The organism is Vibrio sp. 1401 (assembly GCF_033340295.1).
Genome location: NZ_JAWOWF010000017.1, coordinates 63,412 through 75,864 on the forward strand (window position 1 = coordinate 63,412; position 12,453 = coordinate 75,864).

Genomic DNA, 12,453 nt, shown 5'->3' on the forward strand with positions numbered 1-12,453 from the left:
TGAGAGTTGTAGAGAGTTAAATGAGCGCAAAAATTCTTGCTATCGATACAGCGACTGAAAACTGTTCAGTTGCGTTGTTGGCTAATGATCAAGTGATTTCACGTAGCGCGGTTGCACCACGCGATCACACCAAAAAAGTACTGCCAATGGTTGATGAAGTACTCAAAGAAGCTGGCCTGACTCTACAAGAGCTGGATGCGTTAGCGTTTGGACGTGGTCCAGGTAGCTTTACTGGCGTTCGTATCGGTATTGGTATCGCACAAGGTTTGGCGTTCGGTGCTGACTTACCTATGATCGGCGTTTCAACGCTGGCTGCAATGGCTCAAGGTAGCTATCGCTTACATGGTGTGACCGATGTCGCTGTGGCTATTGACGCACGTATGGGTGAAGTTTACTGGGCACGTTACACTCGCCAAGCAAACGGTGAGTGGGCAGAGATGGATGCAGAGTGCGTAATTCCACCAGCACGTCTCGTTGAAGAAGCACAAGCAGACGACAAAACGTGGACGACAGCAGGTACTGGTTGGGATGCTTACCAAGAAGTATTAGCAGACCTACCGTTTAATTTGACGCATAGTGACGTTCTGTACCCTGATTCACAAGACATCGTGATTCTTGCTGAACAAGAATTTAAAAAGGGTAATACCGTGCCGGTCGAAGATTCGAGCCCTGTTTATTTACGTGATAATGTGACATGGAAAAAACTTCCTGGTCGCGAATAGTCCGTTTTTCATTAACCTGACAAAAAGCAGGGCGTTTGCCCTGTATTTTTATGGAGTGCTATGGCGTCGATTAATGGCTTGCCTCCTTCTTTGATTCCCGGTGCAAATCGCACTCATAAAGCCAGTCAAAAGAAGCAGGTAAATAAATCACAAACAAAGCAGCCTGTAGGTCAGCCTTCAAAGGTTGCTAACGCCGTGGCGCACTCCATAAAACACGTGGATGAGTCCCAAATTCACCGAGCTCAAGTGCAATATGACCTTCCTGAAGGGGGCGCACGTAAAGCAATGGAGCAGTACATGGATGTCATGAATCGAGCTAAAAAAGAGGAACTGGCTCAATTACTTGGTGTCGATATTTACGTGTGAGATCTCCCCAGCTTGGGGTTACTAATATTGAAAGGTGGTTTATGAAGGTTTTTGGACGGTTTTTTCTCGCATTATTTGCTACGGTTGGTTTGTCTGCGTGTAGCTCTTTGCCAGAGGAGCTAAATGCAAGCACAGAATTGGTCGTTACAGACTATAAAGCGTTTGCTGAGTCTCAGGGGCAAGTGAGTGAAGATGTTCGCCTTGGTGGAATCATCGCTAAAGTGGATAACTTTAAAGATAAAACGCGTCTAGAGATTGTAAACCTTCCTATCAGTGAGTCTGGTAAACCTGATATTGATGAAGAGCCTACGGGGCGTTTTGTCGCCTATTTTGATGGCTATTTAGAGCCTGTCGCCTTTAGTGAAGGCCGTTTGGTGACGGTTGTAGGCAAAGGAGCAGGGGAAGAAGAAGGAAAGATCGGTGAGCACGGTTACATCTTCCCAGTAATTAAGGGGGAAGGGTACCGTTTATGGAAAATTGAAGAACGTGTACGCATGTATGACTCGCCAACCTACTTTTACCCATGTTACTCGATTAACTGCCGCATGTGGCGTAATGATTTCCCGCAAGACGGTAAAGTGATAAAACAGGTCAAATAATCTGCGATGCATGAGCGTCAATTCGAGCTTCCTGCCGGCAAAATGGCAGCCCTTGAGATAGGGAACGAGAAAACGGCTGACTTGTCAGTCGTTTTTCTTCATGGGTGGTTAGATAATGCGGGCAGCTTTAAAGCGCTCATGGAGCAGTTGAATCAACTTAATCCTCACTTACACCTCCTCGCCATCGATCATTTTGGTCACGGTTTATCGAGTCATAAATCTCACGATAATTATTACCCCTTTCACGACTATATTGCCGATTTGTATCAGTTTTTGGACGAATTATCACCAAACAGACTGATATTAGTAGGGCATTCACTTGGTGCTTTAATCGCAAGTTGCTATAGTGCAGCGTTTCCAGAGCAGGTCGAAGCTCTTGTGCAAATTGAGGGAGCAGGACCTCTTACTGAAGATCCTACTAACAGTTTGCCTCGTCTTCGCGATGGCGTTTTAAGTCGAATAAGACAGCAAAACAAGCCAGAGCGAGCCATTGCCTCCTTCGATCTGGCGTTAAAATTACGCATGCAAGCCAACCAATTAACCGCTGAGCAGCTTCTACCGATAGTAGAGCGTGGAACAGAGCAGCGAGGAGATAAATGGTATTGGCGGCATGACGCCAAGTTAAAATGTGCGTCGCTTTACCGAATGGCGCAAGCGCATGCTAACTCGATTACCAGCCAAATACGTTGTCCTCATTTGATTGTATTAGGCGATCAAGGATTTCAGAATTTACCATCTAACCAAGCTGATTGGGGAGAGAACCCACCGCAAGTGGTTTCTGTCAAGGGTGGTCATCACTGTCATTTAGAGCAAATACTCGAGGTCGCAACGCGAATTCTTGGTGTAGTTAACAAAATTTAAACAAGTGTTTGAGAGTTGCGTGCTCAAGCACGTTCGCTGTGCTGTAATAGCTTTCAAAATAAAAAGGACGCTATTTTTTAGCCAGTTATAAACGAGGAGTAACATCGTGGATAAACCATGGCTTTCACGTTATCCAAGTGACGTACCTGAAACCATTAATCCAGAGCAATATGAGTCTTTGGTAGAAATGTTTGAACAGTCTGTACAAAAATATGCAGACCAACCAGCATTCATGAACATGGGCTCGGTTATGACCTTCCGTAAATTGGAAGAGCGTAGTCGCGCATTCGCAGCGTATCTGCAAAACGAGTTAAAACTGCAAAAGGGTGACCGTGTTGCTCTGATGATGCCAAACCTACTGCAATACCCAGTGGCGTTGTTTGGTATTTTGCGTGCAGGTTGTATCGCCGTAAACGTTAACCCACTTTACACTCCTCGTGAACTTGAACACCAATTGAATGACTCAGGTGCGACGACGATTGTGATTGTGTCTAACTTTGCGAATACGTTAGAACAAATTGTCGATAAAACACCAGTCAAACACGTAGTGTTAACCAGTCTTGGTCAAATGCTGCCACGAGCGAAAGGTACGATTGTCGATTTTGTCGTGAAGTACGTTAAGGGCATGGTGCCTAAGTACGATTTACCTGGTGCAATCTCAATGCGTCAGGCTCTACGTAAAGGTCGTCGTCTACAATACGTTAAACCGTTTATGTCTGGGGATGACATTGCATTCCTGCAATATACGGGGGGGACGACAGGTGTCGCGAAAGGCGCGATTCTGACTCACCGCAACATGATTGCGAACGTTCTACAGGCAAAAGGCGCGTACGGACCGGTTTTATCTCCGGGGCGTGAATTAGTCGTAACAGCATTACCGCTGTATCACGTATTTGCTCTTACCGTAAACTGTCTGCTGTTTGTCGAAATGGGTGGTCGTAACTTACTTATTACCAACCCTAGAGATATTCCAGGGTTCGTGAAAGAGCTACAAAAGCATCCGTTTACTGCGATTACGGGCGTGAATACCTTATTTAATGCATTGGTCAATAATGAAGATTTCCACGAGTTGGATTTCAGTAATCTACGTTTAGCCGTTGGCGGCGGCATGGCAGTGCAGCGCTCAGTGGCAGAAAGATGGCAAAAGACCACGGGTTGCTATTTGCTCGAAGGTTACGGTCTAACAGAGTGTTCTCCGTTGGTGGCGGCATATCCGCATGATCTTGTTGAATACAATGGCTCTATTGGTCTGCCGGTACCATCAACAGAAGTTCGTATCGTGGACGAAGAAGGCAACGCTCTTGCGAATACTGAAACTGGTGAACTTCAAGTTCGTGGTCCTCAGGTTATGCAAGGTTACTGGCAACGACCTGAAGCAACGAAAGATACGATTAACGAAGACGGCTGGCTATCAACTGGCGACATCGTTAAGTTCGATGACGAAGGCTTCCTGCATATCGTTGACCGTAAGAAAGACATGATCTTAGTATCAGGCTTTAATGTTTACCCGAACGAAATTGAAGACGTTGTAGCACTACACGGCAAAGTACTTGAAGTTGCTGCTATTGGTCAGCCGCATGAAGTGTCTGGTGAATTAGTGAAGATTTATGTCGTGAAACGTGATCCGAGCTTGACCAAAGACGAAGTGATCGCGCATTGTCGAGAACACTTAACTGGCTACAAAGTTCCGAAGTTGGTTGAGTTCCGCGAAGACTTACCTAAAACCAATGTCGGTAAGATCTTGCGTCGTGTTTTACGCGAAGAGAATGACGCTGAACTTGCGAAGAAAAGCGCATAAGCCGATTTCGTCGAGTCGAGAGATTTAAAAAATGATAGAATGCCAGCGTTTTGCTGGCATTTTTATAGCGAGAAGTATGTGAACTATCAAATTATTACTAAAAACAAAGACCTAGAAGAGGTTTGCACTCATGCCCGAGAGGCAGACGTAGTGATGCTGGATACCGAATTCGTTCGTATTCGCACTTTCTACCCGCAGTTAGGTCTGATTCAGCTTTTCGATGGTAATCGCCTCTCGCTGATTGATCCGACTGAATTAACGGATATGACGCCGTTTGTAGCGCTATTAAAAGATACTTCTGTGCTAAAAGTGCTGCACGCATGTGGTGAAGATTTAGAAGTTTTCCAAAACGCTTTTGGTTGTACACCATTCCCTATGGTGGATACGCAGCTGATGGCCGCTTTTCTCGGTCACGGCCTATCGACAGGCTTCGCATCGCTGGTGGAAGAATATTTAGGCGTAGAGCTCGACAAAAGTGAATCACGTACCGACTGGATGGCTCGTCCACTGACACAAAAGCAATTAGATTATGCTGCCGCAGATGTTCATTACTTGTTACCGTTATACGAAAAGCTGTTCGATAAGGTGACGCAAGCAGGTTGGTGGGAAGCTGTACAGCAAGAAAGTGATTTACTCGTTTCGAAACGTATTCGCGTAACCAATGAAGAGAATGCCTACCTTGATATTAAGGGCGCTTGGCAATTAAAACCTTCTGAGCTGGCGATTTTAAAGCCATTGGCGACGTGGCGTTATCGTGAAGCAATCAAACGAGATTTAGCGCTGAACTTTATCTTCAAAGAAGGTGATCTATTAACGGTCGCTCGTCTTGGTTTAACGAACTTTAAGAAGATGGAAGCAGAAGATATTGATATACGAGCGATTAACCGCCATGGCGCGAAGATTGCCGCGATTGTTAAACAAGCGAAGCAAACACCTTCTGAAGAGTATCCTGCGAAAATTGAGCGTTTAATGGACTATCCGGGTTACAAGCAGGTCTTCAAAAATATGAAAGACTTGGTGAAATCGGCTTCGCAGAAGTCTGGTTTAGCCACGGAGTTCCTTGCCTCTAAAAAGCAGATCAATCAGTTGATCAGTTGGGTTTGGAAAAAAGATCGTGACCCAGAAGTGTTGCCTGATTTGATGCAAGGGTGGCGTTTGGATTTACTCGGCGACAAGATGAACAAAGCATTAAAGTAATGAAAGATGAAAAAGGTTGGCCTCGATGCCAACCTTTTTCGTTCTAATTAGAGCATTCGTCTGGCGAGAGAAACTGATTACTTTTCTTCGTCTGGTAGCTTCACATTTAGCTCAAGAACTGAGATATCGTCGTCTTTGTGCTCAAATGTTAAGTCAACCATATTTGGATCAATTGCCACGTACTTGCTGATCACCTTCAAGATGTCTTCTTTTAATTGAGGCAAGTAAGACGGCGCAGGATCATTTTGGCTGCGGCGCTCTGCGACAATGATTTGCAAACGCTCTTTAGCTAGATTCGCAGAAGTTTTCTTCTGTGGACGGAAAAATTCTAATAATGACATGTCTAGCCTCCAAAGAGTCGTTTAAAGAGTCCTTTCTTCTCCTCAGTAAGGAAACGAAATTCAACCTGATTGCCTAATAAGCGATCAACGGTGTCAGAATAAGCCATACCCGCATCGGTGTTATCGTCAAAAGTGACTGGCACACCTTTGTTTGATGCGTTAAGCACGGCTTGGCTTTCTGGAATCACGCCCAGTAGTGGAATATGTAAGATCTCCTCAACGTCTTCAACGCTTAGCATTTCGCCTTGAGTGACGCGAGATGGGTTGTAGCGAGTCAGTAGAAGGTGCTGTTTTACTGGCTCTAGCCCTTGTTCTGCACGCAGTGACTTAGAATCTAAAATACCGAGAATGCGGTCAGAGTCACGCACAGAAGAGACTTCTGGGTTCGTTGTGACAATGGCTTCATCGGCATAGTACAAGGCCATTAACGCGCCTTGCTCGATACCTGCTGGTGAATCACAAATAATAAAATCAAAGCCCATTTCATCAAGTTCACCGAATACGCGCTGAACACCATCTTTTGTCAGTGCGTCTTTATCACGAGTTTGAGAAGCAGGAAGAATAAATAGGTTGTCCGTGCGCTTATCTTTGATCAGCGCTTGGTTTAATGTCGCTTCGCCGTTAATGACGTTTACAAAGTCATACACGACGCGGCGCTCACAGCCCATGATTAGATCGAGGTTACGCAAACCGATGTCAAAATCGATCACCGCGGTCTTTTTTCCCTTAAGAGCTAGACCAGAGGCGATGGCTGCGCTTGAAGTGGTTTTACCAACGCCACCTTTACCAGACGTTACTACAATAATGCGTGCCATTTTTTTTCCTTTTTAGATTAAATCGCGAGAACTTCTAAATGTAATGATTCATCGGCTTTACTGATCATTACTTTCTTTTGCCAGTACTCGCTTTCAATTTGATCGCTTAACCAGTAGTCACCCGCAATGGATACCAGTTCTGCTTGTAAATCGTGGCAAATAATACGCGCTTCCTGCTGACCACTTGCTCCTGCAATCGCACGACCTCGAAGTGTGCCATGGATATGAATAGAGCCGTCAGCAATGACTTCAGCACCTGCACTTACGTGCGCTAGCACCACCAAATCACCATCTTTTGCGTAGATCTGTTGTCCTGAGCGGACAGGCGTACGAACTACTTTCGTTGGTGCCATTTTGGCAGGTGCTTGGCTTGGCGATTTGCTCGCCGACATAATGGCGAAGCCAGCTTCGGAAGCAAGGTTTTGTACACGCTTGTCTTTACAGCCCGTTACACCGACCGGAATAAAACCGGCATCTGAGATGCCTTGTTTAAGCTTAGGGAAATCAATGTCGCCTTGTACTTTTGCTATATTGATTACCAAAGGCGCGGATGCAAAAAAAGAAGGTGCTTGAGAAACTTTTTCTTGCAAAAATTCGACAGTCTTTGCGATCTCATTGTCAGAAAGGTGTAAAACTGACAATGTAAAACTGCTACCTTTAAGGTCTGGTGAATGGGTCATCGTGGACTTCTTGCCTTTATTGAAAGAGCGTTGCCTTAAACTAGGTATGTCATGTTATATTCCATCCTTTGACGCAGCAAGTTCTCTCGTGGGCAAATAGGTGAATTAATCTCAAATTTGCTATTAAGTTTGCGAGAATTTGACGTTTTCAACCTAATCCGCACTCAACGCGGCTAAATCAGCATAAAAGGCGTGTCATGCTTTGTTCTATTTATAAAAGCTCGAAAAAAGAAGGTACTTATCTCTATATTCCGAAAAAGGATGATTTTTCACAGGTTCCTGACACCTTAATGCAGATGTTCGGTAAGCCTATCGCTGTCATGACGATTAAACTTGATGGCCGTAAATTGGCACAAGTTGATATCGAAAAAGTGAAGGCTTCATTACAAAATGATGGCTTCTTTCTTCAGGTTCCACCGCCGCCGGAGAACCTATTAGAAAAGTACAAAGAACAAAAAGCCCAGCAGAAAGGCGAATAACGTCATCGTTTTTCATCTGGGATTTCTGCCTTGCTCAAGGAGGGCAATATGAAAAAGATACTGGCTACCATGCTTAGCGTTGGTATGTGTACCTCGGCTTTTGCAAGTAGCGAGGGTTTTGATGAATACTTGAATAAGCTGCGTGCTGAAGCTCGTGATAAAGGTATCTCAGAGCAGGTCATTAGTGCTGCTTTTGCTAATGTTGAGTACAAGCCCCGAGCAGTAAAAGCGGACCGAAACCAACCAGAAAAGAAACTGACATTGGATGAGTACATTCCTCGCGCGGTGCCTGAATGGAAGGTGAAGCAAGCCAGACAACTCTACAAAGAGCATTACACCGAGCTAAAGCGTATAGGCGATGAGTACGGTGTCCACCCGCGCTTTATTGTGGCACTTTGGGGAGTTGAAAGTAACTTTGGTAAGTTTACCGGCAACTTTAAAGTGATTGATGCACTATCCACAATGGCATTTGAAGGCCGTCGTGAAGAGTTTTTCCGTAAAGAGACTATGTCGGCACTTCAGATCCTCGATCAAGGCCATATTGAGCTAGAGAACTTTAAAGGCTCATGGGCTGGTGCGATGGGTCAATGCCAGTTTATGCCAAGCTCTTTCCTTCGTTTTGCTGCTGACGGCAACGGTGATGGTAAAAAAGACATATGGCAATCTGAAGCGGACGTGTTTGCATCAACCGCTAACTATTTGAGCAAGTCTGGTTGGGATGATAAATATACTTGGGGTCGCCAAGTTAAGGTTCCTAAAAATATTGATCGCAGCCTAGAAGGGCGCACGGCTGAAAAAGGCAAATACCTTCAAGAGTGGAGCCAATTAGGTATCACAAAATATGACGGTAGCCCGTTGCCAAAACTGGATGAAGACATCAAAGCATGGTTGATCATGCCGGACGACGAGAATGGTCGTACGTATCTGGTTTACAATAACTACAACGTATTGATGAAGTGGAACCGCTCTTACTACTTCGCACTTGCTGTGAGTCACTTGGCTGACCGCATTAAATACTGATCTGCCATCAAACAATTTGGCATTCAGTCTTCAATACAAGGGCTCTTCGGAGCCCTTTGTTTTTTCTATAACCAAATCGAGGTAAAGCGTGTTATCTGAACGTGCCGCACAAATGGTGATTTTCTCCGCTCTTCTTAAACACAAAAGCTTCACAGCTGCTGCAAAGAGCTTAGGCGTGTCGGTGTCTCATGTGAGTAAACAGTTGAGTCAGTTAGAAGCGTCTCTTGGTATCAAGCTTGTTCAACGTACTACGCGAAGCTTTACGCCGACTGAGGCAGGGAAAACCTTTTTTCATCACTGTGAGCAAGTGGTACAAGCGGTGAGCAGCGCCACATTAGAGATGGAAACCCAGCGGGATGAAGTAGCAGGTTTGGTACGTCTTGGGTTGTCGCAATCATTTGGTACCTTACACATTATTCCAGCGATTCAAGAGTTACGCGAACTGTATCCTCAACTTCAAGTGGAAGTACATCTGTTTGACTATAAGGTCGATATGTTAGCCGAAGGGCTCGATTTATGGGTAACCAACAACGAGCATTTGCCTGAAGGTTACATTGCGCAGCGTTTGACGGATTGCCAGTTTGTTGTTGCGGCATCGCCAGATTACTTATTGAAACATGACACGCCAGCAGAACCGGATGACCTATCTGCTCACAACTGCCTCATATACAGAAGCTGGGAGCGTGACTATACGGGGTGGGCGTTTACCAAAGATCAGCAAGAATTGAACGTAAAAGTCTCGGGTAACTATTCAGTGGATCTGGCAGAAGCCGTTCGGGATGCGGCTATTGCAGGTTGGGGTATTGCCTACCTTGCCACTTACTTGCTGGGGGATGAGTTTAGAACGGGTAAGTTAATACAGCTGTTACCTGACTGGAAAGCCAGCCAGTCGATGCCGTTTTATGCGGTATACCCAAGCCGCCAGCATATGCCAAAAAAAATATCCGCAGTGATTAACTTTATCAAACAGAAGATCGGCAACCCTTGTCATTGGGACCAACGTTTGGCGCCTTACATCTCTATTCCTAAATAACAGGATCAATGACGTTGTAGAACGACACATAAGGTGATTCACTTCACAAAAATTTTTCCTGAACCAGAAACATATTTTCCATATGGAAATAATTAAAATAAGCAAACGTTTATCTTCAATAAATTCAATTGGTTATTTTGTTGGTCAGTTATTGGTCGCTTAAACTTTTCACACTGTTAACATCCTCAACTTGCAGCATTTTGAGTCCGCTATACAATCCGGTGCCTTCCATATCCCCCTTCTGTCGGATTCATTTTATGAACTCAATTATTGGTATCGTAGCCATACTATTCCTAGCATGGCTACTTTCTACAAATAGAAAAAATATAAAGCTGAGAACGGTGTCGTTTGCGTTTGCTTTGCAGGTACTGTTTGCGTTGTTGGTTTTATATGTACCAGCAGGAAGAGATGCGCTGAATTCAGTGAGCAGTGTTGTGTCGAATTTGATCAACTATGGTCAAGAGGGCATTGCGTTTTTATTCGGTAATTTGGCGACAGGGGGCTTCACCTTTGCGATCAATGTTCTGGGTATCATCGTTTTCTTCTCCTCTCTTATCTCAGGTCTTTATCACATTGGTGTGATGCCAAAAATCATTAACTTTATCGGTGGTGGTATTCAAAAGCTGCTGGGTATCGGTCGTGCGGAGTCTTTGTCTGCAACAGCAAACATTTTTGTCGGTACCATTGAAGCACCATTGATGGTAAAGCCTTACCTAAAACACATGACTGACTCGCAGTTCTTTGCAGTTATGACAGGTGGTTTAGCGTCAGTTGCTGGCGGAACGTTGGTCGGTTACGCATCACTGGGTGTCGACCTCAACTATCTTATTGCAGCTGCATTTATGTCGGCACCTGCCGGCTTGTTGATGGCAAAAATTTTAATGCCAGAAGATACGGATAAAGCAGCAGATATCGACATTAGCCAAGTTGAAATTCCACGTGCAACCAACGTAGTAGAAGCATTAGCCGATGGTGCCATGGCGGGTGTACGCATTGCTGTATCGGTCGGTGGTACGTTACTGGCGTTTATTAGTGTCATTGCAATGCTAAACGGTATGTTAGGTTGGATAGGTGATCTGATTGGGACACCATTAAGTTTTGAGCTCATCCTAGGTTTTGTGTTTGCGCCAGTCGCTTGGTTGTTGGGTATACCATGGCAAGAAGCAACCACAGCAGGCTCGCTGATTGGTAACAAGATTGTGGTGAATGAGTTCGTCGCTTTCATCCAGCTTGCAGAAGTGAAGTCTCAACTTAGTGAACACTCACAAGCAATCGTGACGTTTGCTTTGTGTGGCTTTGCAAATATCTCAAGCATGGCGATGCTGATTGGAGGGTTGGGCTCTTTGGTACCAGAAAAGCGTGCATTTGTTTCTAAGCATGGTTTCCGTGCGATTATCGCTGGTGTCATGGCGAACTTAATGAGCGCTTCTATTGCGGGCGTGATTTTAAGTCTGTAATTGAAATAGATATCAACAATTAGCAAAAAGGCTCCTTGCGGAGCCTTTTTCGTATCTGAAATTTACGTTATTTGTCTGTGTGGAACTGTTCGCAAGCGAGCATCGTGTTCTCAATTAAACTTGCGACGGTCATTGGGCCAACGCCACCAGGAACAGGAGTAATAAAGCTCGCACTTTCACGTGCTTTGTCGTATTCCACGTCGCCAACTAGTTTACCTGAATCAAGACGGTTAATACCGACATCGACCACCACTGCGCCTTTTTTAATCCACTCACCAGGGATGAAGTTAGGTTTACCAACCGCAACCACGACAACGTCAGCTTGACGCACATGACTCTCTAGGTCTTTGGTAAAACGGTGACATGTTGTTGTTGTGCAGCCCGCAAGCAGCAGCTCAAGTGTCATTGGACGACCAACAATGTTTGATGCGCCAACCACAACCGCATGTTTACCACGTAGCTCAATGTTGTAACGGTCGAGTAGGGTAATGATGCCCTTTGGCGTGCAAGAGCGAAGCTTTGGAATACGTTGCGCAAGACGGCCAACGTTATAAGGGTGGAAGCCATCCACGTCCTTCTCTGGGTGAATGCGCTCTAAAACATGTGTTGTGTCTATGCCCGCAGGAAGGGGTAATTGCACTAGAATGCCGTCAATTTCATCATCATTGTTTAATTCATCAATCAGCGCTAGTAACTCTTCTTCTGAGCTAGACGCAGGAAGGTCAAAAGACTTAGAAACAAACCCAACTTCTTCACATGCGCGGCGTTTGCTACCGACATAAACCTGAGAGGCAGGATCTTCACCAACTAGAACCACTGCTAAACCAGGAGCACGTAGCCCAGCTTCAACACGTGCTTTAACACGTGCAGCCACTTCGGATCGAACAGTTTGGGAAATGAGAGTTCCGTCTATATTTTGAGCAGTCATGACTTTCCTTATAAATTAAGAAGGCAGATTATCTGCGGCGCATTGTCGCAGAATTTCTTATCAACATCCATAAGCAAACGTTTGCTTTGTGGTGTTTTTGAACATTAAGCGTTTTAATGGACTTTTTTTAGGCATTCAGATCAGAATGTTATGAAAA

At 45.0% G+C, this 12,453-nt stretch carries 14 protein-coding genes; 10 read left to right on the forward strand and 4 right to left on the reverse strand.

The window, feature by feature from the left end; all coding sequences use genetic code 11:
* Positions 1-20: 20 nt before the first annotated feature.
* The 6 genes from tsaB (at position 21) to rnd (ending at position 5,543) form a co-directional block, all read left to right on the forward strand.
* Positions 21-722 (forward strand): tRNA (adenosine(37)-N6)-threonylcarbamoyltransferase complex dimerization subunit type 1 TsaB, encoded by a 702-nt coding sequence (gene tsaB, locus R7Z77_RS11095; RefSeq protein WP_017819943.1) that lies wholly within the window; start codon positions 21-23, stop codon positions 720-722.
* A gap of 60 nt (positions 723-782) precedes the next feature.
* A complete protein-coding gene (locus R7Z77_RS11100; protein WP_017819942.1) occupies positions 783-1,088 on the forward strand; it encodes a hypothetical protein in 306 nt (101 codons plus the stop codon).
* A gap of 41 nt (positions 1,089-1,129) precedes the next feature.
* A complete protein-coding gene (locus tag R7Z77_RS11105; RefSeq protein WP_017819941.1) occupies positions 1,130-1,687 on the forward strand; it encodes a Slp family lipoprotein in 558 nt (185 codons plus the stop codon).
* Positions 1,688-1,693: 6 nt separating this feature from the next.
* On the forward strand, positions 1,694-2,548 hold the full coding sequence (locus tag R7Z77_RS11110) for an alpha/beta fold hydrolase (RefSeq protein ID WP_182016623.1): 855 nt from the start codon (positions 1,694-1,696) through the stop codon (positions 2,546-2,548).
* 106 nt (positions 2,549-2,654) lie between these two features.
* On the forward strand, positions 2,655-4,346 hold the full coding sequence (gene fadD, locus R7Z77_RS11115; RefSeq protein WP_005382216.1) for a long-chain-fatty-acid--CoA ligase FadD: 1,692 nt from the start codon (positions 2,655-2,657) through the stop codon (positions 4,344-4,346).
* Positions 4,347-4,424: 78 nt separating this feature from the next.
* Entirely contained in the window at positions 4,425-5,543 is a 1,119-nt protein-coding gene (gene rnd / locus R7Z77_RS11120) for a ribonuclease D (protein WP_031777213.1), read from the forward strand.
* 77 nt (positions 5,544-5,620) lie between these two features.
* Here rnd and minE read toward each other — a convergent pair whose 3' ends face one another.
* From minE to minC, 3 genes are read right to left on the reverse strand one after another with little or no spacing between them, the layout of a single operon-like run.
* On the reverse strand, positions 5,621-5,884 hold the full coding sequence (gene minE / locus R7Z77_RS11125) for a cell division topological specificity factor MinE (RefSeq protein WP_005388332.1): 264 nt from the start codon (positions 5,882-5,884) through the stop codon (positions 5,621-5,623).
* Positions 5,885-5,886: 2 nt separating this feature from the next.
* Positions 5,887-6,699 carry a septum site-determining protein MinD gene (minD, locus tag R7Z77_RS11130; RefSeq protein WP_005388331.1) on the reverse strand — a complete coding sequence of 271 codons (813 nt, stop codon included), beginning with the start codon at positions 6,697-6,699 and terminating at the stop codon, positions 5,887-5,889.
* 17 nt (positions 6,700-6,716) lie between these two features.
* Complete coding sequence (gene minC, locus R7Z77_RS11135; protein ID WP_005382304.1) at positions 6,717-7,379, reverse strand: septum site-determining protein MinC; 663 nt, start codon at positions 7,377-7,379, stop codon at positions 6,717-6,719.
* A gap of 197 nt (positions 7,380-7,576) precedes the next feature.
* On the opposite strand from minC, the gene R7Z77_RS11140 reads away from it, so the two are divergent.
* The 4 genes from R7Z77_RS11140 (at position 7,577) to R7Z77_RS11155 (ending at position 11,368) form a co-directional block, all read left to right on the forward strand.
* Positions 7,577-7,858, forward strand: a complete 282-nt coding sequence (locus R7Z77_RS11140; protein WP_005382303.1) for a YcgL domain-containing protein — start codon at positions 7,577-7,579, stop codon at positions 7,856-7,858.
* A 48-nt stretch (positions 7,859-7,906) separates the two neighbouring features.
* A complete protein-coding gene (locus tag R7Z77_RS11145) occupies positions 7,907-8,878 on the forward strand; it encodes a lytic transglycosylase domain-containing protein (protein WP_005388330.1) in 972 nt (323 codons plus the stop codon).
* 88 nt (positions 8,879-8,966) lie between these two features.
* Positions 8,967-9,911, forward strand: coding sequence for a LysR family transcriptional regulator (locus R7Z77_RS11150; RefSeq protein WP_005382299.1), 945 nt, complete (start codon positions 8,967-8,969; stop codon positions 9,909-9,911).
* Between the two features lie 257 nt (positions 9,912-10,168).
* A complete protein-coding gene (locus R7Z77_RS11155; RefSeq protein WP_005382298.1) occupies positions 10,169-11,368 on the forward strand; it encodes a NupC/NupG family nucleoside CNT transporter in 1,200 nt (399 codons plus the stop codon).
* Positions 11,369-11,435: 67 nt separating this feature from the next.
* Here the strand turns inward: R7Z77_RS11155 and folD are convergent, their stop codons facing one another.
* Positions 11,436-12,296 (reverse strand): bifunctional methylenetetrahydrofolate dehydrogenase/methenyltetrahydrofolate cyclohydrolase FolD, encoded by an 861-nt coding sequence (gene folD / locus R7Z77_RS11160; protein ID WP_005382297.1) that lies wholly within the window; start codon positions 12,294-12,296, stop codon positions 11,436-11,438.
* Positions 12,297-12,453 lie beyond the last annotated feature (157 nt).